The organism is Enorma timonensis, from assembly GCF_000321165.1.
Classification (GTDB): domain Bacteria; phylum Actinomycetota; class Coriobacteriia; order Coriobacteriales; family Coriobacteriaceae; genus Enorma.
This window is the reverse complement of record NZ_CAPF01000032.1, coordinates 1-26,641: the sequence shown is the minus strand read 5'-3', so window position 1 is coordinate 26,641 and position 26,641 is coordinate 1. Positions and strand designations below refer to the sequence as shown.

General features: G+C 66.8%; 26 protein-coding genes. 19 read left to right on the top strand and 7 right to left on the bottom strand.

Annotation, left to right across the window (positions count from 1 at the left end):
* Window positions 1-41: 41 nt before the first annotated feature.
* The 7 genes from BN423_RS03450 to argH all read left to right on the top strand — a co-directional run bounded on the left by BN423_RS03450 (window position 42) and on the right by argH (window position 10,038).
* Window positions 42-1,286: a M20 metallopeptidase family protein gene (locus tag BN423_RS03450; protein WP_019238870.1), complete on the top strand. Its 1,245-nt coding sequence runs from the start codon at window positions 42-44 to the stop codon at window positions 1,284-1,286.
* Between the two features lie 3 nt (window positions 1,287-1,289).
* On the top strand, window positions 1,290-2,528 hold the full coding sequence (locus tag BN423_RS03445; RefSeq protein ID WP_019238869.1) for an MFS transporter: 1,239 nt from the start codon (window positions 1,290-1,292) through the stop codon (window positions 2,526-2,528).
* A 175-nt stretch (window positions 2,529-2,703) separates the two neighbouring features.
* Window positions 2,704-5,505, top strand: a complete 2,802-nt coding sequence (polA, locus tag BN423_RS10695) for a DNA polymerase I (RefSeq protein ID WP_019238868.1) — start codon at window positions 2,704-2,706, stop codon at window positions 5,503-5,505.
* Between the two features lie 128 nt (window positions 5,506-5,633).
* Window positions 5,634-6,467 carry an HAD family hydrolase gene (locus BN423_RS03425; RefSeq protein ID WP_019238867.1) on the top strand — a complete coding sequence of 278 codons (834 nt, stop codon included), beginning with the start codon at window positions 5,634-5,636 and terminating at the stop codon, window positions 6,465-6,467.
* A 479-nt stretch (window positions 6,468-6,946) separates the two neighbouring features.
* Window positions 6,947-8,263, top strand: a complete 1,317-nt coding sequence (locus BN423_RS03420; RefSeq protein ID WP_019238866.1) for an argininosuccinate synthase — start codon at window positions 6,947-6,949, stop codon at window positions 8,261-8,263.
* A 50-nt stretch (window positions 8,264-8,313) separates the two neighbouring features.
* A complete protein-coding gene (locus BN423_RS03415; protein WP_019238865.1) occupies window positions 8,314-8,529 on the top strand; it encodes a hypothetical protein in 216 nt (71 codons plus the stop codon).
* Window positions 8,530-8,604: 75 nt separating this feature from the next.
* Window positions 8,605-10,038, top strand: coding sequence for an argininosuccinate lyase (gene argH, locus BN423_RS03410; RefSeq protein WP_019238864.1), 1,434 nt, complete (start codon window positions 8,605-8,607; stop codon window positions 10,036-10,038).
* A 256-nt stretch (window positions 10,039-10,294) separates the two neighbouring features.
* Here the strand turns inward: argH and BN423_RS03405 are convergent, their stop codons facing one another.
* Entirely contained in the window at window positions 10,295-11,473 is a 1,179-nt protein-coding gene (locus BN423_RS03405; protein WP_019238863.1) for a cation diffusion facilitator family transporter, read from the bottom strand.
* Window positions 11,474-11,916: 443 nt separating this feature from the next.
* On the opposite strand from BN423_RS03405, the gene nrdD reads away from it, so the two are divergent.
* The 10 genes from nrdD (at window position 11,917) to BN423_RS03355 (ending at window position 20,582) form a co-directional block, all read left to right on the top strand.
* Window positions 11,917-14,139, top strand: a complete 2,223-nt coding sequence (nrdD, locus tag BN423_RS03400) for an anaerobic ribonucleoside-triphosphate reductase (protein ID WP_019238862.1) — start codon at window positions 11,917-11,919, stop codon at window positions 14,137-14,139.
* A gap of 212 nt (window positions 14,140-14,351) precedes the next feature.
* Window positions 14,352-14,645: a type II toxin-antitoxin system Phd/YefM family antitoxin gene (locus BN423_RS03395; protein ID WP_019238861.1), complete on the top strand. Its 294-nt coding sequence runs from the start codon at window positions 14,352-14,354 to the stop codon at window positions 14,643-14,645.
* Between the two features lies 1 nt (window position 14,646).
* A complete protein-coding gene (locus BN423_RS03390) occupies window positions 14,647-14,907 on the top strand; it encodes a type II toxin-antitoxin system RelE/ParE family toxin (protein WP_019238860.1) in 261 nt (86 codons plus the stop codon).
* A 50-nt stretch (window positions 14,908-14,957) separates the two neighbouring features.
* Complete coding sequence (gene nrdG, locus BN423_RS03385) at window positions 14,958-15,557, top strand: anaerobic ribonucleoside-triphosphate reductase activating protein (RefSeq protein WP_019238859.1); 600 nt, start codon at window positions 14,958-14,960, stop codon at window positions 15,555-15,557.
* A 186-nt stretch (window positions 15,558-15,743) separates the two neighbouring features.
* Entirely contained in the window at window positions 15,744-16,538 is a 795-nt protein-coding gene (locus tag BN423_RS03380) for a PTS mannose/fructose/sorbose/N-acetylgalactosamine transporter subunit IIC (RefSeq protein ID WP_019238858.1), read from the top strand.
* A 4-nt stretch (window positions 16,539-16,542) separates the two neighbouring features.
* On the top strand, window positions 16,543-17,373 hold the full coding sequence (locus BN423_RS03375; RefSeq protein WP_019238857.1) for a PTS system mannose/fructose/sorbose family transporter subunit IID: 831 nt from the start codon (window positions 16,543-16,545) through the stop codon (window positions 17,371-17,373).
* A 12-nt stretch (window positions 17,374-17,385) separates the two neighbouring features.
* Window positions 17,386-17,862, top strand: coding sequence for a PTS system mannose/fructose/N-acetylgalactosamine-transporter subunit IIB (locus BN423_RS03370; protein ID WP_019238856.1), 477 nt, complete (start codon window positions 17,386-17,388; stop codon window positions 17,860-17,862).
* A 74-nt stretch (window positions 17,863-17,936) separates the two neighbouring features.
* The gene (locus BN423_RS03365; RefSeq protein ID WP_019238855.1) at window positions 17,937-19,028 is read left to right on the top strand and encodes an SIS domain-containing protein; all 1,092 of its coding nucleotides are present in this window, start codon (window positions 17,937-17,939) and stop codon (window positions 19,026-19,028) included.
* 257 nt (window positions 19,029-19,285) lie between these two features.
* Entirely contained in the window at window positions 19,286-20,029 is a 744-nt protein-coding gene (locus BN423_RS03360) for a GntR family transcriptional regulator (protein ID WP_019238854.1), read from the top strand.
* 46 nt (window positions 20,030-20,075) lie between these two features.
* A complete protein-coding gene (locus BN423_RS03355; RefSeq protein WP_019238853.1) occupies window positions 20,076-20,582 on the top strand; it encodes an HD domain-containing protein in 507 nt (168 codons plus the stop codon).
* A 39-nt stretch (window positions 20,583-20,621) separates the two neighbouring features.
* Here the strand turns inward: BN423_RS03355 and BN423_RS03350 are convergent, their stop codons facing one another.
* A complete protein-coding gene (locus BN423_RS03350; RefSeq protein ID WP_019238852.1) occupies window positions 20,622-21,353 on the bottom strand; it encodes a hypothetical protein in 732 nt (243 codons plus the stop codon).
* A 231-nt stretch (window positions 21,354-21,584) separates the two neighbouring features.
* On the opposite strand from BN423_RS03350, the gene folB reads away from it, so the two are divergent.
* Window positions 21,585-22,076, top strand: coding sequence for a dihydroneopterin aldolase (gene folB, locus BN423_RS03345; RefSeq protein ID WP_019238851.1), 492 nt, complete (start codon window positions 21,585-21,587; stop codon window positions 22,074-22,076).
* Here the strand turns inward: folB and BN423_RS03340 are convergent.
* A complete protein-coding gene (locus BN423_RS03340; protein ID WP_019238850.1) occupies window positions 22,068-22,808 on the bottom strand; it encodes a M48 family metallopeptidase in 741 nt (246 codons plus the stop codon). The genes folB and BN423_RS03340 overlap by 9 nt on opposite strands.
* Before the next feature lie 227 nt (window positions 22,809-23,035).
* Between BN423_RS03340 and BN423_RS03335 the strand changes: the two genes are divergently transcribed.
* Window positions 23,036-23,464, top strand: coding sequence for an FKBP-type peptidyl-prolyl cis-trans isomerase (locus BN423_RS03335; RefSeq protein ID WP_019238849.1), 429 nt, complete (start codon window positions 23,036-23,038; stop codon window positions 23,462-23,464).
* A 61-nt stretch (window positions 23,465-23,525) separates the two neighbouring features.
* Here BN423_RS03335 and BN423_RS03330 read toward each other — a convergent pair whose 3' ends face one another.
* From BN423_RS03330 to rnhA, 4 genes are all read right to left on the bottom strand, one after another.
* Window positions 23,526-23,927, bottom strand: a complete 402-nt coding sequence (locus BN423_RS03330; RefSeq protein WP_019238848.1) for a Fur family transcriptional regulator — start codon at window positions 23,925-23,927, stop codon at window positions 23,526-23,528.
* Window positions 23,928-24,067: 140 nt separating this feature from the next.
* On the bottom strand, window positions 24,068-24,469 hold the full coding sequence (locus BN423_RS03325; RefSeq protein WP_019238847.1) for an acylphosphatase: 402 nt from the start codon (window positions 24,467-24,469) through the stop codon (window positions 24,068-24,070).
* Between the two features lie 97 nt (window positions 24,470-24,566).
* Complete coding sequence (locus BN423_RS03320; RefSeq protein WP_019238846.1) at window positions 24,567-25,658, bottom strand: Gfo/Idh/MocA family protein; 1,092 nt, start codon at window positions 25,656-25,658, stop codon at window positions 24,567-24,569.
* A gap of 37 nt (window positions 25,659-25,695) precedes the next feature.
* Window positions 25,696-26,205, bottom strand: coding sequence for a ribonuclease HI (gene rnhA / locus BN423_RS03315; protein WP_019238845.1), 510 nt, complete (start codon window positions 26,203-26,205; stop codon window positions 25,696-25,698).
* Window positions 26,206-26,641: the final 436 nt, after the last annotated feature.

Here is a 26,641-nt window from a genome sequence, read left to right as displayed (position 1 = left end):
CATGCGTCGGCCAGGCGGGGCGCCTTGTGAGAGGAGCTTCCATGTTTGATATACGAGCGGCGGCGGAGGGCGTCCTGGACGACGCGATCCAAGACCGCCGCGCCCTGCACCGGTGCCCCGAGGTGGGCTTTGCGACCCCGGACACGGCCGCGTATGTGGGGCGCGCCCTGGACGGGATGGGCATCGCCTGGCGCCCGTGCGGCGGCGCCATCCCGCAGGAGACGATCGACCTCTACGAGCGCGGCGGCTACGGCCATTACGAGGAGACGACCGGCATCGTGGCCACGATCGGCTCCGGGAGCCCGTGCATCCTGCTCCGCGCCGATATGGACGCGCTGCCCATGGACGAGGAGACGGGGTTGCCGTTCTCCTCGGAGCGCGCGGGCGCCATGCACGCCTGCGGGCACGACGCGCACACGGCGATGCTCCTGGGCGCGGCGCGGATCCTCAAGGAGCACGAGGAGGAACTGCCCGGCACGGTCAAGCTCATGTTCCAGCCCGGCGAGGAGATGGGCATGGGATCTGCGCTCATGATGCAAGACGGCCTTTTGGAGAGCCCGCGCGTGGACGCGGCCTTCGCCCTGCACGTCATGCCCGACAAGCCGCTCGGCCAGGTGTTCTACGCCCCCGGCGCGTCTACCTCGTCCATGGACTGCTGGGCCATCACGGTGCGCGGCCGCGGCGGGCACAGCTCGCAGCCGCAGCTCACCATCGACCCCAACATGATCGCCACGCAGATCTACACCCAGCTCAACCTGCTGTTCACGCGCGAGGCCGACCCCTCCAAGATGGTGACGTTCTCCATCGGGGCGCTCGCGGGCGGCACCCTCACCAACATCATCCCCGACGAGGCGGTGCTGCAGGCGAACATGCGCACGCTCAGCACGCCCGACCGCGACCACCTGCTCGCCCGCGTGCCCGAGATGGCCGAGTGCATCGCGCGCGCCTGGCGCGGGACGTGCGACATCGACCTCATCGAGATGCCCACCACCGAGAACGACCCGCAGTTCCTGCCCGAGGCGATCGAGTTCATCGGCGGCGTGCTCGGCGAGGACGCGGTGCACCGATGCGAGCCCATGGCGGGGTCGGAGGACTTCTCGTACGTGAGCCAGGCGGTGCCCTCGGCGTTCGTGCAGCTCGGCGTCGGCGCCCCCGGCTGGGCCCCGGTGCACAACAGCAAGATGGTGCTCGACGAGTCCGCGCTGGCGTGCGGCGTGGCGGCGCACGTGGCCGTCGCGCTCGGCTGGCTCCGCCGCCATGCGGGCGATCCCGATCCGAAGGAGTAAGGCATGCTCGGCAAACTGACCAAACGAGAGCTCTCCGTGTTCCTCGTCCTGTTCTTCGTGGGGCTCGTGTGCAGCATCGACAAGTCGCTCATCGGCGTGGCGACGCCCATCATCCGCGAGCAGTTCGGCTACAGCGCCTCGGAGTTCGCGAACGTCACGAACATGTACTACGCGAGCAACATCATCATGACCTTCGTCTCCGGCTACATCATGGACCGCTTCGGCTTCAAGCCGTTCATGGCCACGTGCCTGGCGCTGCTGGGCATCTCGTCGGCGACGTTCGGGCTCGCGGGCTTCATGGGGTCCGCCGCGGGCAGCGCCACGGGCGTGCTCATGGGGCTTCTGTTCTCGCGCTTCGTGGTGGGCATCGGCCAGACCGGCTATTCCAACGGCCTGGCGAAGGCCATCGTGGAGAGCTTCAAACCCGAGGTCTGCCAGGGCGTGCAGGCCATCGTCCTCACCACGACGGGCATCGGGTCCATCCTCGTGTACACCGTCTTCACGATGCTCGTGAACGAGAGCTGGCAGCTCGCGTACTTCGTGCTCGCGGCCTTCTTCATCGTGGCGTTCGTGCTCATGGTGGCCGTGGTGCCGCACAAGCGCACGCCTCCCGAGGAGAAGGTGTCGCTGCTCTCGGCGTGGAAGCACAAGACGGTCATCGTGCTCGGCGTATCGCTGCTGTGCAACAACATGGCGAGCATGGTCATGATGATCTGGCTGCCGTCCTACCTGGACACCATCCCCGTCATCCAGGCGGAGATGGTGGCGAACCCCCAGCTCATCACCATGATCCTTATCGGGTACGCCGTGGTCATGGGCGTCGCGATGGCGGTCTCAGACCCCATCACGCGCCGCTACTTCCGCGGGCGCGAGCGCGTGCTCGCCACGGTGTCCGGCCTGGGCGCGGCCGCCTCGATGTGGCTCATGACCTCGTCGAGCAACCTGGCCGTCATCGTGGTGTTCCTCTACGTCTCGACGTTCCTCGCCTCGCTCATGTTCACGCTCATCCTGAACCTGCCGTTCGCCGAGCGCGCCGACGGCTCGGGCACCCTCGTCGCCCCGTCGATGATGTCCTCGGCCAACGCGACCATGAACGTGCTGTGCTTCGCGGGCACGATGTTCGGCAACACGGTCGTCGCGGGCATCGCCGACGCCGCCGGGTTCTCGATGGGGTTCGCGGCGCTCGTGGTGCCGCTCGTGATCTCGGGCGTGGTACTCTTCCTGCTGCCCAAGACGAAGTAGCGCGCTCGCGGCACCACCCTGCCAACAACGGATACATGCAAGCGGACAGGCTGGTGATAAAACCAGCCTGTCCGCTTTTTATCATCTCGCGGCGGGGGAGGGGGCGCGCCGCGCTCATGTCCGGGTGATGGGGTAGACTGATGTGAGCCAACCCGTGAAAGAGAGGACGCCCCGCATGTCAGATACCGCCCAAGCGCCCGAGGGCGCCGCCCGCCGCACGTTCGCCGTCATCGACGGCAACTCGCTCATGCACCGCGCCTTCCACGCCGTGCCGCCCACCATGAACGCGCCGGACGGCACGCCCACGAACGCCATCTTCGGCTTCCTCAACATGTTCCTCAAGATGGTCGACGCCTTCCACCCGGACGGCGTCGCCGTCGCCTTCGACAAGGGCAAGCCGCGCGTGCGCATGGAGATGCTCCCGCAGTACAAGGCGCAGCGCCCGCCCATGGACCCCGCCCTGCGCGCCCAGTTCCCGCGCGTGAAGGAGCTTCTCGCGCACCTCTCCGTGCCCGTGCTCGAAGCCGAGGGCTGGGAGGGCGACGACATCCTGGGCACGCTCGCGCGCGCGGGCGAGGAGGCCGGCTGCGACATGCTCCTCATCACGGGCGACCGCGACATGTACCAGCTCACCACCGACCACGTGAAGGTCGTGGGCACCAAGAAGGGACTCTCGGATGTGCAGATCATGACGCCCGAGACCGTCGAGGACCTCTACCACGGCATCACGCCCGCGCTCGTGCCGGATTTCTACGGCCTCAAGGGCGATACCTCGGACAACATCCCGGGCGTGCCCGGCATCGGCCCCAAGAAGGCGAGCGCGCTCATCGCGCAGTACGGCTCGCTCGACGAGGTCATCGCGCACGCCGACGAGGTCAAGGGCAAGATGGGCGAGAACCTGCGCGCGCACATCGACGACGCGCTGCTCTCGCGCCGCGTGGCGACCATCCAGACGAACGCCCCGGTCGAGCTCGATTTCGAGCACACGGCCTTCCCGGCCTACGACGCCCAGGCCGTCTCGGACACCCTGGGCGAGCTCGGCATCATGTCCATGCAGAACCGCTTCCTCGCGCTCCTGGGCGAGGACGCGGGAGGCGCCGTTGCCTCCGCGCTCGAGATGCCGCGCGTGCTCACGGTGCGCGGGGACGACGCGGCCGCCGCGCAGGAGGCCTTCGGGCTCATCGACGGCGCCATCGAGGCGGGGGAGTGGGTCGCTGCGCTCATCGACGACGACAAGGCCGCCGGCGCGCTCTTCGGGCTCACGCACACGCTCTGGGTGGCCGCAGGCGATGCGCTCCTCTCGTTCGAGGAGCCGGACGGCGCCGCCGCGCCCACCCCGGAGGTCGTCGCGGTTGCCGCCGAGCACGGCGCGGACTGCGCCGCCGGGCTCATCCGGGGGGTTCTGTTGCTGCTCTTCGACCGCGCGCGCCTCGCCTCGCCCGACGTGAAGGCGCTCATGCACGAGCTCTCGCCCGTGGACTCCTCCCTGCCCGAGGCGCACGACCCGCTCGCGGTAGCCCCCGCGCGCCTCTTTGACACCACGGTCGCGGCGTACCTGCTCGACTCGGTGCACTCCGACTTCGACGCGGCCTACCTCGCGGACACCTACCTGCGCTCCGCGCTTCCCCCGGCGGCGGGGGAGGAGGGCGCCGCGCCGGACGCCGTGAGCGCGGCGGCGCGCTCGGCCGTCGTGTCGCGCGCGGTGGTGGGCAAACTCGAGCAGGCGCTCGAGAGCGAGGGATCGCTCGCGGTGTTCCACGACATCGAGATGCCGCTCGTGGGCGTGCTCGCCATCATGGAGCGCACGGGCATGTACGTCGAGCCGGAGCGCCTGGCCGAGCTCTCCGCCGAGCTCGGGGCGCAGATCGACGCGCTCGCGGCCCGCATCCGCGAGCTCGCGGGCGACGAGACGTTCAACATCTCGAGCCCCATGCAGCTCTCGCACATCCTCTTCGACGTGATGGGGCTCCCCACGAAGGGCCTCAAGAAGACGCACCGCGGCTACTACTCCACGAACGCCCGCGTGCTCGAGGAGCTCGCGCGCGACAACGAGTTCGTCCGCCTCATCCTCGAGTACCGCGAGAAGACGAAGATCAAGTCGACCTACCTCGACACGCTGGGGCCGCTCGCGCGCGAGATGGGCGACGGCCGCGTGCACACCACGTACAACCAGGCCATCACCGCCACGGGGCGCCTTTCGTCGTCCAACCCCAACCTGCAGAACATCCCCACGCGCTCCGAACTGGGGCACACGGTCAAGACGGCGTTCTCGGTGGCGCCGGGCAGCGTCTTCATGGCGGTGGACTATTCGCAGATCGAGCTCCGGCTGCTCGCGCACCTCTCGGGCGACGAGCACCTGGTCGCGGCCTTCAACGAGGGCGAGGACTTCCACGCGGAGACCGCCGCGCGCGTGTTCGGCGTGCCCGTCGAGGAGGTCACGCCCCAGCTGCGCAGCCGCGCGAAGGCCGTGAACTTCGGCATCGTGTACGGCCAGCAGGCGTTCGGATTGTCGCAGTCGCTCGACATCCCGCTCGCGGAGGCGCGCGAGATGATCGAGGCGTACTTCCGCGCGTACCCCGGCGTGCGCACCTACCTCGACCGCACGGTCGAGGAGGCGAAGCGCCTGGGCTACGCCGAGACGATGTTCGGGCGCCGCCGCCCCATCCCCGAGCTCAAGCTGCGCAACCCCGCGCAGCGGAGCTTCGGCGAGCGCACGGCTATGAACCACCCCATGCAGGGCAGCGCCGCCGACATCATCAAGATCGCGATGAACCGCGTGGCGCGCCGCCTGCGCGACGACGGCTTCCGCGCGCGCATGATCTTGCAGGTGCACGACGAGCTCGACTTCGAGTGCCCGCTGGACGAGGTCGAGGCGCTCGCTGACATGGTGCGCTCCGAGATGGAGGGCGTCGTCGCGCTCAAGGTGCCGCTCATCGCCGAGGTCTCGTGCGGCGAGACCTGGGCGGACGCGAAGTAGTCCGCACCGCGCGAGGCTCGTTTGCGCGGCGGCCCGTGCCCGGGTGCCCGGCCGCCGCACCTGCCGTCTCGCGCAGCACCTCCGGCACCCGAGCACGCGAAGGAACCGCATCTGGTTGAAGGGAAGCTATGGCGACCGTACTCGACGATACCGCACTCGACCGCGTCCGCGTCATCGCGGCGGATATGGACTGCACCTTGCTCGCGGACGACGGCACGATGCCGCCCGGCATGCCCGACCGCATCCGCGCCCTCGATGCGGCGGGCATCACGTTCTGCGCGGCGAGCGGGCGGCCGAGCTACACGCTGCGCGCCATGTTCGACGAGGTGGCCGACCATATGGCGTTCATCTCGGACAACGGCGCCGCCATCTCGTACCGGGGCGAGCTCGTCTACAAGGACCTCATCGAGGTCTCCGCCTACCAGGAGCTTCTGGCCTTCACGTTTGCGGACGGCCGCGGCATCCCCACGGTCTGCGGACTCGACGCCTGCTTCATCTCCCGGAGCGCCGAGTGCTTCGACAGCTACTTCCGCACGTTCTACAAGCACATCGTCTACCTCGACTCCCTCGAGGAGCTCGACGCGGACGTCAACAAGTACACGGTCTACTTTCCCGAGCACGACGCCGAGGAGGTCTACGCCGAGGCGTACCGCGACCGCTGGGGCGAGCGCTTCTCGGTCACGAACGCCGGCAAGATGTGGATTGACATCATGAACCCGTGGGTCGACAAGGGCCAGGGGCTCGAGCGGCTGTGCGCGCACCTGGGAGCGTCGCCCGCGGACGCGATGGCGCTCGGCGACACGTACAACGACATCCCCATGCTCAAGGTCGCGGGGCACAGCTACGTGGTCGCCAACGCCGAGGAGCACATGCGCGCGCATGCGCGCTTCGTGGCACCCTCCAACAACGAGCGCGGCGTGGCGCAGGTCATCGATGCCGTGCTCGCGGCTCAGCGTCGGTAAGCGCGGCCCGCGCTCCTTCGTTCATAATCTCGAAACATTATGCATCGCGAAATACTTTAGCTTGGCAAAGCGTTTGGGCATCGGGTAGGATACCGTTCAACCCGCGACACCTACCGTTCGCGGAGTTGGGATTGCAACGCGCGACGGGAGCATCTGGTGCAGAACACGATGGCGACATACGAGGCGATGGCGATGAGCGCCATCCTGCCCGGCGCATGCGCCATCAACGCCCAGCAGCGACGCCAGCGTGCAATCTCGCGACGACGATAACCGGTCGTCTCTGTCCGCGCATCTCGCGCACAAGAGTCCCGATAAGGTTTGTCGTCGTCCCATCGTATGGGCAGCGTGCCGCCCAGGGCTACCCATATCGCCCTGCTGCGAACGCGCTACGGTTTTGCCATGCCTGCCCCATACCCCCGGACATCTTCATATCCTTTGACGGGCTCGTCCGCTTCACCCCTGTTTGAAAGGACGCACCCATGAACAAGGAAACCGCCAAGGAAAAGGTCGTGCTCGCGTACTCCGGTGGCCTCGACACCTCCGTCTGCGTGAAGTGGCTCCAGGAGGAGCTCGGCTACGACGTCATCTGCGTGCTCGGCAACGTGGGCCAGGAGCACGACGGCCTGGAGAAGATCGAGGCGAAGGCCAAGGCGCTCGGCGTCGTGGCGTGCGAGGTCGTGGACATGCGCGAGGAGTTCGCCGACGAGTACCTCACCTGCGCCATCGCGGCGAACGCGATGTACGAGAACAAGTACCCGCTGCTCTCCGCCCTCTCGCGGCCGCTCATCTCCAAGCACCTCGTCGACGCCGCGCACAAGTACGGCGCGACCGCCGTGGCGCACGGCTGCACGGGCAAGGGCAACGACCAGGTGCGCTTCGAGACCTCCATCATGGCGCTCGACCCCGCGCTCAAGGTGATCGCGCCCGTGCGCGAGTGGGACCTGGGCATGCGCCCGGACGAGATCGCCTACGCCAAGGCGCACGGCGTGCCGGTGCCGGTGAGCCTCGACAAGCCGTACTCCATCGACGACAACCTCTGGGGACGCGCGATCGAGGCGGGCGTGCTCGAGGACCCGTGGAACGAGCCACCGGCGGACATCTGGACGATGACCGTCGACCCCACCGAGGCGCCGGACGAGCCCACCTACGTGGAGATCGGGTTCGAAGCGGGCGTGCCGGTGAGCCTGAACGGCGAGCAGATGGGCCTGGTCGAGCTCGTGGAGCAGCTGAACGGCATCGCCGGCGCGGCGGGCTACGGGCGCATCGACATGATCGAGAACCGCTACGTGGGCATCAAGAGCCGCGAGTGCTATGAGGTGCCGGCCGGCCTCGCCATCATCCAGGCGCACAAGGCGCTCGAGGACCTCTGCCTGGAGCGCGACGTGCTCCACATGAAGCTCGGGCTCGAGCAGACGTGGGCGGACCAGGTGTACAACGGCCGGTGGTTCAGTCCGCTCAAGCAGGCGCTCGACGCCTTCATGGGCGCGACGCAGGCGCAGCTCACCGGCGAGGTGAAGCTCAAGCTGTACAAGGGCTCGTGCGTGGTGGTGGGACGCCGCAGCGCCGCCGCCCTCTACGACCAGGCGCTCGCCACCTACGACAACGACGACGCCTTCGACCAGAAGGCCGCGAAGGGTTTCATCGACATCCAGGCGCTCTCCATCAAGACCTGGGCCATGAAGCAGGCACAGCTCGCGCAGGCTGAGGACGCGGTGAGCGGGAGCGCGCAGGCGCTGTTCGGCGTCGTCGAGGGCGGTGCCGCGGAGCCCGCGGTCGCCCAGGCGGCGGCGCTCTAGCCCGGCAGCCATTGCTTTGGAGGATCATCATCCCGCGGAAAGGGGCCAGCATGTACGGCATGGATATCGATATCGCGAAGGCGCAGGCGATTCCCTCCTCGCTCAAGGCGTGGACGGAGCAGGGTGGCAAGGGGCCGCGCGCCCTCGTCGCAGAGCTCGGATCCGCGGAGCCCGCGCCGACGGAGCACGAGGCGGTCTACACCGTCAAGGGGTGGACGCATGCGTGCGGGCCGTTCGCGCACGCGGCGCAGCTCGGGCTCATGTAGATGGGTCATTTGGGGACGTGTTCGTTTCAACCCATCCGCGCGGACGAGGCGGATGGCACGAGGAGGTCGGCGCGGATGGCGCTGTGGAGCGGTAGGTTCGAGGAGGATGCGGCGCCGGTGACGCGGGCGTTCGGCGCGTCTCTCCCGGTTGACAAGGCGCTGTACAAGCAGGATATCGCCGGGTCGCGCGCGCATGCGAAGATGCTCGCCGCGCAGGGCATCATCCCCGAGGAGGACGCCAAGGCCATCTGCGCGGGGCTCGACGCCATCGAGGCTGATATCGACGCCGGCTCCTTCGTCTTCGACATCGCCGACGAGGACATCCACATGGCAATCGAGGCGGAGCTCACGCGGCGCATCGGTCCGGCGGGCGGTCGCCTCCACACGGGGCGTTCGCGCAACGACCAGGTGGCGACTGACACGCGCCTCGCCGCGAAGGCGCTCGCCAAGCGCCTCATGGAGGCGAACCTGGGGCTTCGGCGCACCCTGCTCGACGCGGCGGAGGCCGCGGGCGACACCATCCTGCCTGGCATGACGCACCTGCAGCACGCGCAGCCCGTGCTCCTCGCGCACCACCTGCTCGCATATGCATGGATGCTCACGCGCGACTTCACGCGCCTTACCGCGGCCTTCGACGCCGCCGACGCCTCGCCGCTCGGCGCGGCAGCGCTCGCTGGCACCACCTATCCGCTCGACCGGCACATGACGGCGGGGCTCCTGGGTTTCTCGCGCGTGATCGAGAACTCGCTCGACGCCGTGAGCGACCGCGACTTCCTGCTCGACCTCGAGTACGCCTGCTCGGTCATGGCGGTGCACCTCTCGCGCCTCGCCGAGGAGATCGTGCTGTGGAGCAGCCAGGAGTTCGGCTTCATCACGTTGTCCGACGCCTACTCCACCGGCTCGTCCATCATGCCGCAGAAGAAGAACCCCGACTTCGCCGAGCTCATCCGCGGCAAGTGCGGGCGCGTGGTGGGCGACCTCGTGCAGTTGCTCGTGACGTGTAAGGGCCTGCCGCTCGCCTATAACAAGGACATGCAGGAGGACAAGGAGGGCGCGCTCGACGCGGCATGCACGCTCGAGCAGTGCCTCGCGGTCATGACGGGCATGGTGGGCACCTGGACGGTGAACGCGGACCGCATGCGCGCCGTGATGCACCGCGGGCACCTCGCGGCGACCGACGTGGCCGATTACCTGGCGAAGCGCGGCATGCCGTTCCGCGAGGCGCATGCCGTGGTGGGCCACCTGGTGCTCGAGGCCGAGAAGGCGGGCTGCGATATCTCCGAGCTGCCGTTTGAGGTGTTCCACGAGGCGAGCGAGCTCTTCGGCGAGGACATCGCGGGCGCGCTCGACCTCGACGCCATCGTCGCGGCGCGCACCACCGAGGGCGGGACTGCGCCTTCCGCCGTAAAGGAGCAGTTCAAGCGCGCGCGGGCGCGTTACCTCGTGGACGAGAACGCTGTGCGCCTGCTCTCGCCCGTCGTCGAGATGGGGTCTGCCGCGGAGTGGTGACGCCGAACTGCCGAAGATTTACGTTTCCCGTTGCCCAATCCTGCGGAAACAGCGTGCCTTGCGGCGCCCGGTTTCCCAAAGTGCGCGAAACGAGCGTTTTATGAGGGGGTAGCCGAGTGGCCGACACAAGGGCGACTCGGCTACCTGCATGTTTGTTAGCGTGCAACCCCTTGCTACTTCCAGGGGCGCCTATAAACCGTTCGTTTCGCGTCGTTTGGGATCGTCGGCCCGATTGAGGGGCCCCTGGAGGGCGCGCTTACTGCTTCGAGCTCACGTAGCTCTCATCGATCGTGATCTTCGCGATGGAGCGCGGGTAGTGCCCCTGCACGAGCTTCGTCATGCGTTCGCGCAGCTCAGCGGGGGAGAGCGGGAGGTCGGTCGGGCGCACGCAGTCGAAGAGGATGTTCGTGTGCGTGGGGCCGGGCACGCAGCGCACGTCGTGGACGGTGATGCGCGGGTCGATCTCGCGCGCCTGCTCGGCGATCCAGTTGCGCATGTTCTTCACCTGCGGGTCGTCGGTCACGATGGGGTCGTAGTGTAGCGTGACGATGAGCCCGTCGTGCTCCTTGAAGTCCTGCTCGATGTTATCGATGAGGTCGTGACTTTCCATGGGGTCGGCCTCGGCCGCCATCTCCACGTGGGCGCTCGCGAACTGCCGGCCCGGGCCGTAGTCGTGCACCATGAGGTCGTGCGTGCCGAGGACGCCGGGGTAGCTCATGATCTTGTCGTGGATGTGGGCGACGAGCTCCGGGCTCGGTGCCTGGCCGAGGAGCGGGCTGATGGTCTCGCCCAGGAGCTGCACGCCGCTCACGCAGATGAAGGCGCCCACCGCGGCGCCCGCCCAGCCGTCGAGCTCGATGCCGGTCACGTGCGAGATGCAGGCGCAGGCGAGCACCGCGGCCGTGCTGATGACGTCGTTGCGCGAGTCGATCGCCGTCGCGGTGAGCGTGTCGGAATCGATGCGCCGGCCGATGGTGCGGTTGAACACCGCCATCCAGAGCTTCACGACGATGGAGAGCGCGAGCACCGCCACGAGCGCGCCGGAGAACTCGGTGGGGGTGGGGGCGATGATCTTCTGGATGGACGAGAGCGTGAGGTTGATGCCGATGGTGAGCACGAGCGCGGCGACGACGAGGCCCGCGAGGTACTCGTAGCGGCCGTGGCCGTAGGGGTGCTCGGGGTCGGCGGGGCGGCTCGCGAGCTTGAAGCCGAGCAGGCTCACGATGTTCGAGGCGGCGTCCGAGAGGTTGTTGAACGCGTCAGCGACGATCGAGACCGACCCGGAGGCGAGCCCGATCACCCCCTTGCCCGCGCAGAGCAGGATGTTGCAGATGATGCCGACGATCCCCGCGAACTGCCCGTAGCGCGTGCGCACGGCGGGGTCGGCGGTGTTCTCGTAGTCGCGGACGAACCTCTTGACGAGCCATTCGGTCATGATGCAGCCTCCTTTGTCGAGGCGGTATTGTACTCCTGAATGGGGTGCGGCCCGGTCGGGTTTCCGAGCCCGTGCGCGGGCGCGGGCGCGCGTGGAGCCGCCGCCACAACATCTAGGTCAAGGGTGAATCTTTGGAGATTCTGGGGGATGGCGCGCAGGGGCTTCCGAAGAAGTTATGGATTTCCGCAAGCGGTTCCGAATGCCGCCCCGTGCGTCCCCGCAGGTACTAAATGTGCGTGCGCGAAAGCTATCTTTCCCCTCAACAAACCGCTGACCGCCCCGCCGCCCGCCTCACGTCCCTGAGCTGCTGAAACACAATATATAGTGCTCAGTGAATAAACTTTCACAGCATATGGTGATGCCAACTTCGCGTAAGATGGAGCGGCAGAAGTTTTCAGACGGACATCTTACGGCACCAGGCCGATAACCATGAAGGGCACGCCATGAAGATCATCAAGCGCAGCGGCATCGAGGTCGCGTTCGACATCACGAAGATCGAGAACGCCATCCGGGCGGCGAACGGGGACGTCGCGGACAGCGACCGCCTCTCCGAGCGCCAGGTCATCTACGCATCGCAGAACGTCGCCGAGGCGTGCGAGAACGCCGGCCACACGGTTTCGGTCGAGGAGATCCAGGACCTCGTGGAGGACGAGCTCATGAAGCTCGACAAGTTCGAGGTGGCGCGCAAGTACATCATCTACCGCTACGTGCAGAGCCTGAAGCGCCAGAAGAACACCACGGACGACAAGATTCTCTCGCTCATCGAGTGCAACAACGAAGAGGTCAAGCAGGAGAACTCCAACAAGAACCCCACGGTGAACTCCGTGCAGCGCGACTACATGGCAGGCGAGGTGTCCAAGGACCTCACCCAGCGCGTGCTGCTCCCGGCCGACGTGGTCGAGGCGCACAACGAGGGCATCATCCACTTCCACGATTCGGATTACTTCGCGCAGCACATGCACAACTGCGACCTCGTGAACCTCGAGGACATGCTGCAGAACGGCACTGTCATCTCCGGCACCATGATCGAGCGGCCGCACAGCTTCTCGACGGCCTGCAACATCGCCACGCAGATCATCGCGCAGGTCGCGAGCTGCCAGTACGGCGGCCAGTCCATCTCGCTCACGCACCTCGCGCCGTTCGTCGAGGTGAGCCGCCAGAAGATTCGCCGTCAGGTGGAGCGCGAGCTCGCCGAGCTCGGCCTCGAGGCGCAGGGCGACAAGATCTCCGAGGTCGTGGAGGACCGCCTGCGCGACGAGATCCGCCGCGGCGTGCAGACCATCCAGTACCAGGTCGTGACCCTCATGACCACGAACGGCCAGGCGCCCTTCGTGACCGTGTTCATGTACCTGGGCGAGGCGCGCTCCGAGGCCGAGAAGCACGACCTGGCGCTCATCATCGAGGAGACGCTCCGCCAGCGCTACGAGGGCGTGAAGAACGAGCAGGGCGTGTGGATCACCCCGGCGTTCCCCAAGCTCATCTACGTGCTCGACGAGGACAACGTCTACGAGGGGAGCCCGTACTTCTACCTCACGCAGCTCGCGGCCAAGTGCACCGCCAAGCGCATGGTGCCCGACTACATCTCCGCCAAGAAGATGCGCGAGCTCAAGCTCTCGAAGGGCGAGAAGCCGGGCGAGGGCGACGTCTACACCTGCATGGGCTGCCGCAGCTTCCTCACGCCGGACCGCTCGGGCAACGGCTTCGACAACGTGGCGCGCGCCAAGAACTACGAGCCCGGCAAGCCGAAGTACTACGGCCGCTTCAACCAGGGCGTCGTGACCATCAACCTCGTGGACGTGGCCTGCTCCTCCGGCCGTGACGAGCAGCGCTTCTGGGAGATCTTCGACGAGCGCCTGGAGCTCTGCCACAAGGCGCTGCGCTGCCGCCACGAGCGCCTGAAGGGCACGATCTCCGACGCCGCGCCGATCCTGTGGCAGTACGGCGCGCTCGCCCGCCTCGACAAGGGCGAGACCATCGACAAGCTGCTCTACGGCGGGTACTCCACCATCAGCCTGGGCTACGCCGGCCTGTACGAGTGCGTGAAGTACATGAAGGGCGTGAGCCACACCGACGAGCACGGCAAGGACTTCGCGATCGCCGTCATGCAGCGCATGAACGACAAGTGCGCCGAGTGGAAGGCCGCCGAGGACATCGACTACTCGCTCTACGGCACGCCGCTCGAGTCGACCACCTACAAGTTCGCGAAGTGCCTGCAGCGCCGCTTCGGCATCATCCCGGGCGTGACGGACAAGGGCTACATCACGAACAGCTACCACGTGCACGTGAGCGAGGAGATCGACGCCTTCGACAAGCTGAAGTTCGAGAGCGAGTTCCAGGCGCTCTCGCCGGGCGGCGCGATTTCCTACGTCGAGGTGCCCAACATGCAGGACAACCTCAAGGCGGTCATCCGCGTGATGCAGTACATCTACGAGAACATCATGTACGCCGAGCTCAACACCAAGAGCGACTACTGCCAGGTGTGTGGCTACGACGGCGAGATCCGCATCGTGGAGGACGACGGCAAGCTCGTGTGGGAGTGCCCCAACTGCGGCAACCGCGACCAGGAGAAGATGAACGTCGCGCGCCGTACCTGCGGCTACATCGGGACGCAGTTCTGGAACCAGGGTCGTACCGAGGAGATCCGCGACCGCGTGCTGCACCTGTAGGGAAGCGGCTTTTGGGTGGAACCCCCGAACACATCGTCTTGTGCCCGGATGGCGCTTGCGCGCCGCGCATGGGCCGATGTGTTCGGGGGTTTGCCATAGCCATGCCCCTATGAGTTGGGTGGGCGAGCGATGTGACGAGTATGTTATCGTGCGCAATGTGATGCCTTATCAGGTACGATATTACGTATCGGATTGCGTTCAAAGGAGCAACCATGGCGACTGCGATCTATTCGTCTGCGGCGCTCAAGACGCGGCAGCGCGAGGTGAAGGATGCTGCGCGCGAGCAAGTCGTTCACATCACCGAAAATGGGAACGCTGCGTTCGTGCTCATGAGCGAGGAGCTTTACGACCGGAATCTCGAGCTCGCGGCCGAGCGTGCCGTCGCCGAGGCGCGGGTGGCCATGGTGCTTGAGCGCGGCCGCGCGGATAGGGTTGCTGGCCGCTATGTCGAGGGCACGGAGGACGCGCTCGCAGAGATCGAACGCCGGGCGGCGCAACGTGGCTAGGATGATCTACACCGAGGGCTTCCTTGACGACGCCGCAGCCATCTGGTCGGAGCGGGTGAAAAGGAGCCTCGTGCAGGCGCTCGCCGCGCTTGAATCGTTTCCCGAGATCGGCTCCACCGATGTTGCCGATTCCATCCGCGAGCGCTACGGCTCTGAGGTTCGCAAGATGACGGTTGGTTCGTTCATCCTCGTGTACGAGTACGATCGCACAGCGGACGAGGTGTGGGTCTACGGCCTCGTTCCCATGAGGCGCGCCCGCTGAGCGCGTAGTGTTCTGAAAGCAGCCGATGCCATCGGCGTGAGGGGAGTCCGATGAACTACGCAGAGATCAAGTACTTCGATATCGCCAACGGCGAGGGCGTGCGGACGACGCTCTTCGTGAGCGGGTGCCGGCGCGGGTGCCCGGGGTGCTTCAACTCGGGCGCCTGGAGCTTCGCGGCGGGGGAGCCCTTCACGCGCGCGGTCGAGGACAAGATCATCGCGAGCCTCGACCACCCCTTCTGCGACGGTCTCACCGTGCTCGGCGGCGAGCCCATGGAACCCGAGAACCAGCGGGGGCTCGTGGAGTTCCTCGAGCGCGTGCGCGAGCGCTTCCCGCGCGGCGCGCGGCCGGACGGCTCGCCTGCCAAGACCATCTGGTGCTTCACGGGGGACACGCTCGACGAGCTCATGCCGGGCGCGCGCCATCGCACCGAGGTGACCGGGCGCATGCTCGACTGCATCGACATCCTCGTGGACGGCCCCTGGGTGCAGGAGCTCCACGACATCTCCCTGCGGTTCCGCGGCTCCTCGAACCAGCGCCTCATCGACCTGAACGCGACGCGCACCGCGGCGGCCGAGCTGGGCTGCCCGCTCTCGGACGCCGTCCGCCTCTGGGAGGACGAGCGCGTCTACGCCACGCACAGCATGTAAAAATACCCCTGGGGTTATTTGACATGGCGCTGGCCCATGCCGTTCGCGGAGAAATCCGACCGTTTACCCTGCTCAACCAATTCAGGATAACAATATAACAATATCCTGAATATGTCGTTTCGACGGGAACGGGACTGGCCAGCTCGGCCCCGTCGGACAGGTTGTCGGATAGAGGGGTGAGAAACCATGATCACACTGTGGCAAGCTGTGCTGATCGCGCTCGTGGCCGTTTTGACCGAGCTCGACGGCAACATCTTCGGCGAGAACAAGATGCGCGAGCCCATCGTCACGGGCTTCCTCGTCGGCCTCATTTTGGGCGACGTCACCAAGGGTCTTGTGCTCGGAGCGCAGATGCAGCTCATGTGGATGGGTGCGACTGCGATTGGCCCCACCGCTGGTCTGGACATCGGCACCGGCGGCACCGTTGGCGCGGCGGTTGCCATCGCTACGGGTACCGGCCTGGAGAGCGCCATCATGTTCGGCGTCCCCGTGTCGGTCATCATGCAGTTCGTGAACACGCTGCTCATGGCCGCGTACTCCGGCGTGATGCTTGAGGCTGACAAGGCTATCGAGCAGCTCAAGATCGCTAAGCTCACTGCGCTGCACTGGATGTGCGTACTGCTTTCGGCCATCAAGACCTTCGTGCTCATCTTCATGCTGATGTATCTCGGCGGCGATCTTATCGACGCTATCGTGGGCGGTCTGCCCGATTGGGTGAGTGCCGGCCTGAACGGCATCGCAGCGCTCCTCCCGTGCCTGGGCTTCGCCCTGCTCATGAGCATCATCATGGACGGTTCGATGTGGCCGTACTTCATCCTGGGCTTCGTTCCCGCCGCCTTCGTGGGCTTTGATCTCAACATGGTCGGCATGGCTGCCGTCGCAGTTGCCATCGCGCTGATTATCTGGCAGATCAGGTCCGAGCAGCAGGTCGTTGCGGCGCAGACGGTCGCCGTGGCAGACGATGACGAATGGGAGGACTAGCATCATGGCTGAAACGACTCAGGCCGCTTCCCAGATCACGAAGCGTGATTTCCGCAGCGCATTCTGGCGCAGCTTCACCCTCATGGGTTCGTTCAACTACGAGCGTATGCAGAGCTTGGGCTTCCTGTACAGCATCATGAAGCCGCTCAGGCGCATCTACGGAGATGACGAGGAGGGCTTGCGCGCCGCGCTCAAGCGCCATATCGCAGCGTTCAACATGACCTGCGCCCCCTCGACCTTCGTCATGGGCATCTCCATTGCCATGGAAGAGAGCTTCAAGCGCGACAAGGAGCTCGATCCGAGCACGGTGAACTCCATCAAGGTTTCACTCATGGGCCCGCTCTCCGGTATCGGCGACACCTTCTTCTGGGGCATCTTCCGCGTGCTTGCGTGCTCGCTCGGCGTCGCGTTCGCCCAGCAGGGCAATCCCATCGCCCCGTTCATCCTCTTGCTCGTGTTCAACATCCCCAACGTGCTCGTTCGCTGGTTCGGTCTCAAGCTCGGCTACACGCAGGGCAGCGCCTTCCTGGAAAAGCTTGAGAAGAACGGTCAGATGAAGCTCGTCACGTACTGCGCGGGCATCATCGGCGCGGTCTCCATCGGCACCATGATCGCGATGTGGGTGTCCATCTCCTGCCCGCTCACCTTCACCATCGGCGAGATGACCATCACCATTCAGGAGTACCTGGACCAGATTATCCCCAAGTTCCTGCCGCTCGTGTGCACGCTTGCCGTCTATGGCTGCCTCAAGAAGGGCATGAAGACCACGGCCATCATCGCGGGCATCTGCGTCATCGGCTTCGTGCTGGGTGTCACGGGCCTCGTGGCGATGTAGGGAGTTGATCGCATGGCTATCGTAGACGCGCGCATCGACGACCGCCTCGTGCACGGCCAGGTGTGCAGCTTCTGGATTCCCAAGTACGATGTCGATCGCATCGTGGTGGTGGACGACGCCATTGCCAAAGACGACCTGCGCAAATCGATGCTGCGCATGGCGTGCCCCGAGCGCTGCAAGCTCTCGGTGTTCGATACGGCAAAGGCTGCGGATAAGTTCTCACGCCACATCGATCACGGCATCAAGGTCATGATCCTATGCAACAGCCCGGTGCCTATCCTGCAGATGGCGCGCGCCGGTTTCACGGTCGATCACGTGACGCTGGGTAACATCTCGAGCCGTGAGGGCTCCAAGCAGATCGCGCGAACGGCATATGCCACGCCCGCTGATCTCGAGGCTTTCCATGAGCTTGCAGAGCTCGGCGTGGAAATCTTCGACCAGCTCGTGCCGAGCGATCCGCGCGAGAACATCACGAAGCAGTTCCTGTAACCCCGCTCCCGGCGCGCCGTCTCCCCTGTGCGCGCCGGGAGGGTCTGGGTATCGATTCGATTGGAGAGTGGAACATGGAGCAAACGGTACTCGGCAACATCATGAGCCAGGCCGAGGTGCTTCCGCAGGTATTCGCGAACCGAGCGGTGTTCGTTGAGCCCTTCGCCCGCGAGATCCGCGAGCACGGCATCGAGAAGATCATCTTCTTCGGTTCCGGTACATCCTATAACGTGTCGCAGATCGCGGCGTACTACATGAAGCACATCGCCGGCATCACGGCGGAGGCGCAATATCCCACCGTGTTCAAGCACTACGAGCGCCCGGATTGGACGGGGTCGATCCCGAACGAGAAGATTCTCTTCGTGGGTATCAGCCAGTCCGGTACCTCCGTTTCTACCTGCGAGGTTATGGAGTACGGTAAGCAGATCGGTTGCCGTACGCTTGCGATTACGGGCGACCTTGAGAGCCGAATCACGCAGTTCTGCGACGTGGTGACGCATCTGCTCGTGGGGCCCGAGCTCACGCCGCCCGAGACGAAGGGATACACGGTGTCGGTGCTGAGCGTCTATCTTTGGGCGCTCGAGGTGGCGCGCGACCGCGGCGAGCTCGATGCTGCCGATTACGATGCGGCGCTCGCCGAGGTTGAGGCACTTGTGAATGATTTCGACCAGGTGCTCGCCGAGGGCAAGGCGTGGTACGAGCGGAACAAGGGCTCCATCCTGCAGAGCGACCGCCTGTTCATCTTGGGATACGGCATCGATTACGGCTCGATGCTCGAAGCCATGCTCAAGGTGGGCGAGATGCTGCGCATTCCCACGATCGGGTACGAGCTCGAGGAGTTCTCGCATGGCCCCACCATGGGCCTACGCCCCAACCAGACGGTGTTCATGATCGGTTCCGACGAGGCCGAGTACGAGCGCATGCTCGTGTTCCGCGATGCCTATAAGAAGTACACCCCGCGCGTGCACGTGGTGAGCATGTGCGATGTGCCCGATGCCGACGAGCGCGACCTGGTGTTCTCGCACTGCGTTGGCAAGTACGCCGCCCCGCTCGCCTATACGGTGCCGTTCCAGTTCGTCGCGGCGCAGGGCGCGAAGGATATCTTCATCGACACGGGCGTGAACCCGTTCCAGGAGCCGCTCGCACATTACGACGACGAGGAGTAGGACGCGAGCGCCGGTCAACGGTCGGATTGTAATCTCTTGGCGCGGCGGGCGGCTCTGGTTGCTGCCCGCCGCGTCGTTTTGCGTGCCAGGCGCTTTGCCGGGCTTCGTTCGGCGCGCTCGCTTGCCAAATTCTGCCTCATGGCAAGGGCGCGACCTCGTCGTTTTTACGCGAACGTCAAGGCTGCTGCTATCATATCGATAACTACATATCAAGTCTCTTTTCGCGCGAGCACATCTCGCGCCGCGAACGGAACCCTATGGATATCGGATACATACAGATTGATCGTCGCTCGCCTTTGCCCCTCTACAAGCAGCTTGAGGATTCGATCGTGCGGGCAATCGGCGATGGAACGCTCAAGGCCGGGGACAAGCTTCCTACAGAGGATGAGCTCGCGGAGTCGCTCGGGCTTTCGCGCCCGGTGGTGCGGCAGGCCTACGGCGCGCTTGTGGGGGCGAAGCTTGTTATCCGCGAGCGCGGTAGGGGGAGCTTCGTCCAGCCCATGCGCAGCGGCCCTCTGAGCAACACGTTGCTCGGTTTTTCCCAGGAGACGCTCTTAAGCGGGCATATTCCCGCGACTCGCGTGCTGGCGCTCAGGGAAGGCGAGCTTCCCGAGCGGTTGGCCCGTGAGGTTGAGGATCCGTTTCATAGTTGGTTTTACCTGGAGCGCGTGCGTTTCACCGATGGGGTGCCCTCCCAGCATTTGAAGACATGGGTGCCGCGCGACCGCTTCCCAGATATCGAATCGTATGACTTCGAGGTCAGTTCGTTGTATTCGACCCTGTTCGAGCTGTATGGCGTACGTCCCGATCTCGCGCGGCGGACGGTGCGCGCGACGGGCGCCGATGCGACGACGGCGCAGATCCTCAACGTGCCGGAGGGCACGCCCATCGCGCAGATGGATAACATCGTCTACGACGAGGATGGCGTGCTCATGGAGGTCGGGCTCGAGGACTACCTGGGAGATTCGTGCAGCTTCAGCTTCGAGGTGCGCAACGACTGAGCATGTAAAAATACCCCTGGGGTAATTTTACGGGGGAGGGGAGTGTATGGAGGAGATGCCGCGCGTCGACGCCATCTGGGAGAGCGCGGTCTTTCAGCGCGAATACCAGCGCTTGGCAGCGCTCGAGGAGGACCGCGTGTTCTGCCGCCATGGGCTGCCGCATCTGCTCGACACGGCGCGCATCATGTGGGCCCTCAACCTGGAACGCGCCTGCGGCGTCGATCGCGAGGTGGTGTACGCCGCGGCGCTCCTGCACGATGTGGGCAAGGCGACGCAGTACGCATCCGGCGAGCCGCACGAGGTGGCGGGGGAGCGCCTGGCGCGGGAGATTCTCGAGGGGCTGCCGGCCGCCTGCGCGTTCTCGCCTGAGGAGGTCGGCGCCATCTGCGCGGCGATCCGCGCCCACCGGCGCTTCGACCCCGACGCCGCGCCCCTCTCCCAGCTGCTCTACCAAGCGGATAAGGCGTCGCGCACGTGCTTCGCCTGCCCCGCGGACGTGCGCGCCGCCTGCTCGTGGAGCGATGCGAAGAAGAATCTCAGCATTCGCGTCTAAGCGGGGCGCCCTTGCCCGCCTCCCCGCGCGCGGCCGTGCCTAGAGCGTCGCCGAGCCCATGAGCGAGCCGTTGTAGTAGATGATGAAGCCGAGGAGCCCCGCCAGTCCGGCGCAGAGGCACACGAGCCCCACGCCCATGCACGCGACCGCCCAGCGCTTGAAGGGACGCGTGCCGACGAACCCCGCCGCCGCGGTCACGCACAGGAAGACGGCGATGCCGAGGACGACCATGCAGGAGCCCTCGGCGGTCGCGAGGCGCGGCAGGTTGGCGGGGGAGACGTTCATGTAGTGGTAGCTGTGGAGCATGCTCACGTCGCCCGTCGTGATCATGTGGACGCCGGGCAGGATGCCCATGAGCGAGAGTGCGGCGCCGATGATCGCGCAGACGATGACGCGCCACGCCGGCCGCATGGTGGCGAAGGGGCCGGGTGCCGTCTGCCCGGAGAACGTCATGAGCCCGCCGTTGTAGTACACGATCGCGATGAGCATCTCGGCGAGGCTCGCCACGAAGAGCACGGTGCCGACAATCGCGCCCGCGACGCCGAGCGCGCCGGGAGCATTGGAGACGAACCCCATGAGCGCGATGCCGATCGCGAGCCCGACGAGCCCCGCGCCTTCTGCGCGCGCGAGCTTGGGCAGCTTATCCGGCGGCGTCGTGGCGTAGTGGTAGCTATGGAGCATGCGGGGGTTGCCCGACACGATCATGGAGATGCCGAGTGCGGCGCAGAGCGCGGCGGGGATGAGTATGACCAGCGAATCCATGATGGCCATGATGGCTTCCTTTCCGACTGCGGGCGGCGGCCGAGATCGCGCGACCGCGTCCCGCATCCGAATCGTCATGCGGGATTGTAGCGCCGCCCGGTGGCGCGTCAAGGGGATATGTTCCGCAGCCGGGCGGGCATCTTGGGTATAGAAAAAGCTGGCACAAAAAACATCTGCCTCCCCGCGGCGCCGCCCCTGGCGTCGGCTTGGCGAGGCGAGCAGCTGGAAGGAGCGATACGTATGGAGCCGACGAAAGCCATCCCCGAAGATACGTCGCAGAGCGAGGAGACGACCCTCGCGCACCGCAAGAAGGCGGGGCTGCCCATGAGCCGCCGCGAGCTCGCGACCATAACCCCGGGCGAGCTCGCGCTGGCCGACAAGATCGTGATCGAGGGGCTCGAGGTGTTCGCGAACCACGGGGTCTTCCCCGAGGAGCGCGAGCTGGGGCAGAAGTTCGTGGTCTCGGCCGTGCTCTACACCTCGCTCGCCGCGGCAGGCTCGTCCGACGACCTCGAGGCCTCGATCGACTACGGGGACGTGTGCCGCACGATCGACACCTTCCTGCGCGAGCACACGTACAAGCTGATCGAGGCAGCCGCCGAGGCGCTCGCCGCGGAGCTGCTCGACCGCTACCCCGCGCTCTGGGGCGTGAAGGTGGGCATCAAGAAGCCGTGGGCGCCGATCGGCTTGCCGCTCTCGAGCGCGGGCGTGGAGATCGTGCGGCTACGGTAGGCTGCCCGGCAGGGTCGGCCGGCGGAGGCGCGCGGCGAGCACGCGGTTTTCGGGACAGAAGCGGTCGAGCAGCGCGTGGAAGCGCGCGTTGTGGCTCGGCTCCAGCAGGTGGCAGAGCTCGTGCGCCACGACGAACTCGAGGCATGCGGGCGGGTAGGCCGCGAGCCGCGCGTTGATGCGGATGGCGCGCGTGCCCGGCGTGCAGGAGCCCCAGCGCGTCTTCATGCTGCGCACCTGCCAGCGGGCGGCGTGGATGCCCATGCGCCCTTCGAGGGATGCGACGACGGCGGGCAGGGCGCGCTCGACCTCGCGGCGATAGCGGTCGGCGAGGAGCCGGTCGAAGGTCGAGCGGTCGGGCGCGGGCGCCTCGCCGGCGGCTTTCTGAGTGCCCTCGCGCGGGGCGTCGCCGAAGAGCTCTCCCGTGGGCATGGCCGCGCCCCACAGGGGAACCGTTTCAGGCACCGTGGAGGAGGCGCCCTCGGCGCGCTCGCGCGCGGCGCGCCGGCGCTTGACGTGCTCGGCGATCCAGTGCGCGCGGCCGTCGAGGAACTCCTGGATGCGCGCATCCGAGACCCTGGGCGGCACGCTCGCCACCACGCTCCCGTCGCCCCGAACCCGCAGGTTGAGGTTCTTCACGCGCTTGCGCGTCACGAGCACGGTGTATGCGGCGGCCCCGGCCTGCACGGTGAACCGCCGGGCGGTCTGGGGCTGTGCCTGCGTGCGTCTCACCATGCTCCTTCCCGCGTGCTGCATGCGCCCGCGCTCCACTTCGGACATCCCATTGTAAAAGCGGCGGCCCGGTTGTGGTGTGGCGGCGCCGTGGAGACGGCCGCGCGCACGCAACCGCATCGAGTTTTCCGGGAGCCTTCCCGACGGAGGCTCCCGGCGCGCGTTTTCGGGTATAGTGCCTTCACATCCGCGCCACAGGGGTGCGGCATTCGACGAGAAATGAGGACCCGATGTCCAACACCGGAAAGACCCTGCGCGTGCACTACCGCGGGACGCTCGATGACGGCACCCAGTTCGACAGCTCCTACGATCGCGGCGAGACGCTCGAGTTCGTGTGCGGGGCGCACCAGATGATCCCGGGCTTCGATGCCGCGGTCGTCGACATGGAGGTGGGCGAGAAGAAGACCGTCCACATCCCCGCCGCGGAGGCGTACGGCGAGCGCCGCGACGACCTCGTGCTGGAGTTCCCGGCCGCCCAGGTCCCGAACATCGAGCAGATCAGTGTGGGCGACAAGCTCTTCCTCACCACCCCTGCCGGCCAGCCGGTGCCGGTGACGGTCGTCGAGGTCACGCCCGAGGGCGTCAAGCTCGACGCGAACCACGAGCTGGCGGGCAAGGACCTCAACTTCGACATCGAGCTCGTCGAGGTCGTGGAGTAGGGCGGAAGCACCCCGATATCGGAAGGAGCGGGCGGTTCGGCGCGGGAGCGTCGGCCGCCCGTTACCGTGCCTTGGCCTCGTCCTCGCGCGCCTGGCAGGCGGGGCAGACGCCCTCGAAGAACGCATAGTGCGTGACGTGCGAGAAGCCCGTCTCCCGCATGGCGGCGCCATCGGCCGCACCGTCGTAGGGGAGCTCCACGTCGCGGACGGTGCCGCATGAGGTGCAGATGAGGTGCGCGTGCCGGTCGCAGCGATCGTCGAAGCGGCTGCCGCCCGGCGTCTTGAGCATGCGGATGGAGCCGTCCTCGGCGAGCAGCGCGAGGTTGCGGTAGACGGTTCCCCGGCTGATGCGCTCGTCGTGGCGTCGCGCCTCGGTGAAGACCTCGTCGGCCGTGGGGTGGTCGTGCAGCGCCCGCACCGCATCGAGCACGAGCTTGCGCTGCCTCGTGTTGCGTCTCTGCATCGCCGGCACCTCCTCGCCTCAGTTGCCCGCTCGGTCGCGGCGCTCGGTCCTACCGCGTCGCGCCAATTTACCAGTTTCTTGATAGCATTTTATCCTGCACGTCAGGGGCGCATCGTATCAGGCGCGCTGTTCATCAAACCTCAATACCGCACGCGGAAGCCGTCCGCCGCGCCGTCGACGGGCAGCTCGCGCGCCTCCTCGAGCCACATGCGGCAGCGCATGCGGTCGTACGTCTGGTGCATGGCGTCCAGGTGCTTGATGAGCTGCGCCGCCGTGCCCTGCACGTCCATGGCGACCGAGCCGTCGCGCAGGTTCCGCACCCACCCGGTGATCCCGAGCTTGTCGGCGGATTCCTGACAGGTCCAGCGGAAGCCCACGCCCTGCACCCTGCCGGTGAAGAGCAGGTGGTAGCGGAGGGCGCCCGTGGAGCCCTCGTCCGCGAGCCGGTCCTGGAGCGCGCCGATGAGCTCGCGCTCGAGCGGGCTTCTGAGCTCGGCGGGAGGGGTGTCGTCCTGCTTGCGGAACATGTCGAAGATGTTCATCGCGCCTCCTCGGAACGCGGATGGGATGGGGTGGGCGCGGGTCTGCGGCGTCTGAGAGGGGCGGCCGCGCGCCCGGAGCGGGCGTCGCCCTGCGGCGTCACGCCTCGTCGGCGGGGAAGCGGACGCCCATCTGCCGCCGCGCCTCGTCCATGAGCGCGAGCGAGGCGAGCGTGACGTCCCGGAAATGGCGCACGCAGCCGAGCGCGCCGGCGGGCGCGTCGAGCGCGGGGGTGCCCGAGCGGGTCGCGTTGACGGCCGTCACGAAGTCGGCGAGCTCGAACACCATGGAGTTCTCAACGGGTTCGAGGTCGCGCTCCTCGATGTGCGGGGCGCCCGCCGTCCGGGCCTGCTTGGCGGAGGAGCGCTGCACCGTCCCCCGGTAGCGGATGCGCAGCCACGCGGGCTCCGAGGTGCCGGCGAAGGTGAGCGTGGCGTCCTCGCCCTCGACCTGCGAGGGGAGCTCGTCGTTCGAGATCTTCGACCAGTGCAGGCTCGCGACGTGGTCGGCGTAGCGCGCGATGATCGTGCCCGCTCCGTCGAGCGCGCCGTTGGTGAGCCCGCGCGTCCCCTCGTCCAGGAGCACGGGGACGGCGGTGATGGATTCGGGCGCGCCGAAGAACTCGATGAGGGGCTCGACGGTGTAGACGCCCATGTCCATGAGGGCGCCGGACGCCATCGCGCAGTCGAAGATGTTCGTGTGCCGGCCCGCCTTGAGCTCGTCGTAACGCGAGGAGTAGCTGCCGAGGTGCAGGCTCGCGCGCCGCACGCGCCCGACTTCGGCCACGGCATCGCGGCAGGCGACGAACGCGGGGTCGTGCAGCGGTCGCATGGCCTCGAGCGCGACGACCCCGGCGCGCTCGGCGGCGTCGAAGACGGCGCGCGCCTCGCGCTCGTTCGACGCGAAGGATTTCTCCACGAGCACGTGCTTGCCGCCCGCGATGCACGCGAGCGCCTGGGGCGCATGCAGGGCGTTCGGGCTGCCGATGTAGACGGCGTCGACCGCGTCGCTCGCCGCGAGGGCCTCGAGCTCGGTGAAGGGGATCGTGCCTGCGCGCTCGGCCGTGAACGCGCGGGCGCGCTCGGCGTCGCGCGAGAGCGTGCCCACGAAGACGGCATCCGGGGAGGCCGCGACCGCTTCGATGAAGTCGCTCGTGATGGGGCTCGTGCCGATGGTTGCGATGCGCAGCATAGATGAACTCCCCTCGATAGGGCCTCGCCCGGCGCGGTCAGTCCGCGTCGCCCTCGGTGAAGCCGGTGTCCTCCATCAGTCTACCCGAATCGGCCGCGGTGGTCGCGAGCTCGTCGCAGCGGTTGTTGAGCGCGTTATCGGCGTGCCCGCGCACCCAGGTGAAGGAGACCTCGTGCGGCTCCATGGCGGCGAGCAGCCGCTGCCAGAGGTCGACGTTCTTCACGGGCTTCTTCGCCGCCGTCTTCCAGCCCCGGCGCCGCCAGCCGTCGATCCAGTGGTCGTTGAAGGCCTTGACCACGTACTGGGAGTCGGAGTACACCTCGGCCGCGCAGGGGCGGTTGAGCGCCTCGAGCGCCGCGATGACGGCCATGAGCTCCATGCGGTTGTTCGTGGTGCGCGCGTACCCTGCGGAGAGCTCGCGGCGGAACTCCTGGCCGCGGGGGTTGGTGTACAGGAGCACGGCGCCGTACCCGCCGTTGCCGGGGTTGCCGCGCGCCGAGCCGTCGGTGTAGATGGTGACCTTCACGGTGCTCCTCTCCATCGCCATCGCACCCCATTGTACGGCTTCGCGCGGCGGGCGCACCCTTGTCCGAGCGCTTACACGAGCTTTGCGGGCGACTCACGCGCGCGCCGTATGCTTGGCATGCAGGACGTGCGCGATGCGAGGCAGGTGGTTATATGGGTGAGATGGCGATAACGGCTGCGATGGTCGTGGGGGCCGTGGTCGCGCTCCTCGCATCCGAGGCGGTGCGCGAGCTCGAGCGCCGATGCGAGACGCTTGACGAGGCCGTCGAGTAGGTCTTGAGGGGCAGGGCTCCGGCTGTGTTCGCTCCGCTCGCCCGGCCGAAAACCCAAAGTGCGCGAAACGAGCGTTTTATGAGGGGGTAGCCGAGTAGCCGGCAAACGGGCAACTCGGCTACCTGCGCTTTCGTTGGCGCGCGACCCCGTGCTACTTCAGGGGGTGCCCATAAAACGCTCGTTTC

Excerpts from the sequence above, each read along its gene's own strand:
- BN423_RS03335 (WP_019238849.1), top strand. The coding sequence starts at position 23,036 with ATGTCCAACACCGGAAAGACCCTGCGCGTGCACTACCGCGGGACGCTC.
- nrdG (WP_019238859.1), top strand. The coding sequence starts at position 14,958 with ATGAACTACGCAGAGATCAAGTACTTCGATATCGCCAACGGCGAGGGC.
- BN423_RS03425 (WP_019238867.1), top strand. The coding sequence starts at position 5,634 with ATGGCGACCGTACTCGACGATACCGCACTCGACCGCGTCCGCGTCATC.
- folB (WP_019238851.1), top strand. The coding sequence starts at position 21,585 with ATGGAGCCGACGAAAGCCATCCCCGAAGATACGTCGCAGAGCGAGGAG.
- BN423_RS03380 (WP_019238858.1), top strand. The coding sequence starts at position 15,744 with ATGATCACACTGTGGCAAGCTGTGCTGATCGCGCTCGTGGCCGTTTTG.
- BN423_RS03450 (WP_019238870.1), top strand. The coding sequence starts at position 42 with ATGTTTGATATACGAGCGGCGGCGGAGGGCGTCCTGGACGACGCGATC.
- BN423_RS03370 (WP_019238856.1), top strand. The coding sequence starts at position 17,386 with ATGGCTATCGTAGACGCGCGCATCGACGACCGCCTCGTGCACGGCCAG.
- BN423_RS03350 (WP_019238852.1), bottom strand. The coding sequence starts at position 21,353 with ATGGCCATCATGGATTCGCTGGTCATACTCATCCCCGCCGCGCTCTGC.
- BN423_RS03415 (WP_019238865.1), top strand. The coding sequence starts at position 8,314 with ATGTACGGCATGGATATCGATATCGCGAAGGCGCAGGCGATTCCCTCC.
- BN423_RS03365 (WP_019238855.1), top strand. The coding sequence starts at position 17,937 with ATGGAGCAAACGGTACTCGGCAACATCATGAGCCAGGCCGAGGTGCTT.
- BN423_RS03340 (WP_019238850.1), bottom strand. The coding sequence starts at position 22,808 with ATGGTGAGACGCACGCAGGCACAGCCCCAGACCGCCCGGCGGTTCACC.
- polA (WP_019238868.1), top strand. The coding sequence starts at position 2,704 with ATGTCAGATACCGCCCAAGCGCCCGAGGGCGCCGCCCGCCGCACGTTC.
- BN423_RS03375 (WP_019238857.1), top strand. The coding sequence starts at position 16,543 with ATGGCTGAAACGACTCAGGCCGCTTCCCAGATCACGAAGCGTGATTTC.
- BN423_RS03330 (WP_019238848.1), bottom strand. The coding sequence starts at position 23,927 with ATGCAGAGACGCAACACGAGGCAGCGCAAGCTCGTGCTCGATGCGGTG.
- BN423_RS03325 (WP_019238847.1), bottom strand. The coding sequence starts at position 24,469 with ATGAACATCTTCGACATGTTCCGCAAGCAGGACGACACCCCTCCCGCC.
- nrdD (WP_019238862.1), top strand. The coding sequence starts at position 11,917 with ATGAAGATCATCAAGCGCAGCGGCATCGAGGTCGCGTTCGACATCACG.
- BN423_RS03390 (WP_019238860.1), top strand. The coding sequence starts at position 14,647 with ATGATCTACACCGAGGGCTTCCTTGACGACGCCGCAGCCATCTGGTCG.
- BN423_RS03320 (WP_019238846.1), bottom strand. The coding sequence starts at position 25,658 with ATGCTGCGCATCGCAACCATCGGCACGAGCCCCATCACGAGCGACTTC.
- rnhA (WP_019238845.1), bottom strand. The coding sequence starts at position 26,205 with ATGGCGATGGAGAGGAGCACCGTGAAGGTCACCATCTACACCGACGGC.
- BN423_RS03445 (WP_019238869.1), top strand. The coding sequence starts at position 1,290 with ATGCTCGGCAAACTGACCAAACGAGAGCTCTCCGTGTTCCTCGTCCTG.
- argH (WP_019238864.1), top strand. The coding sequence starts at position 8,605 with ATGGCGCTGTGGAGCGGTAGGTTCGAGGAGGATGCGGCGCCGGTGACG.
- BN423_RS03420 (WP_019238866.1), top strand. The coding sequence starts at position 6,947 with ATGAACAAGGAAACCGCCAAGGAAAAGGTCGTGCTCGCGTACTCCGGT.
- BN423_RS03395 (WP_019238861.1), top strand. The coding sequence starts at position 14,352 with ATGGCGACTGCGATCTATTCGTCTGCGGCGCTCAAGACGCGGCAGCGC.
- BN423_RS03355 (WP_019238853.1), top strand. The coding sequence starts at position 20,076 with ATGGAGGAGATGCCGCGCGTCGACGCCATCTGGGAGAGCGCGGTCTTT.
- BN423_RS03360 (WP_019238854.1), top strand. The coding sequence starts at position 19,286 with ATGGATATCGGATACATACAGATTGATCGTCGCTCGCCTTTGCCCCTC.
- BN423_RS03405 (WP_019238863.1), bottom strand. The coding sequence starts at position 11,473 with ATGACCGAATGGCTCGTCAAGAGGTTCGTCCGCGACTACGAGAACACC.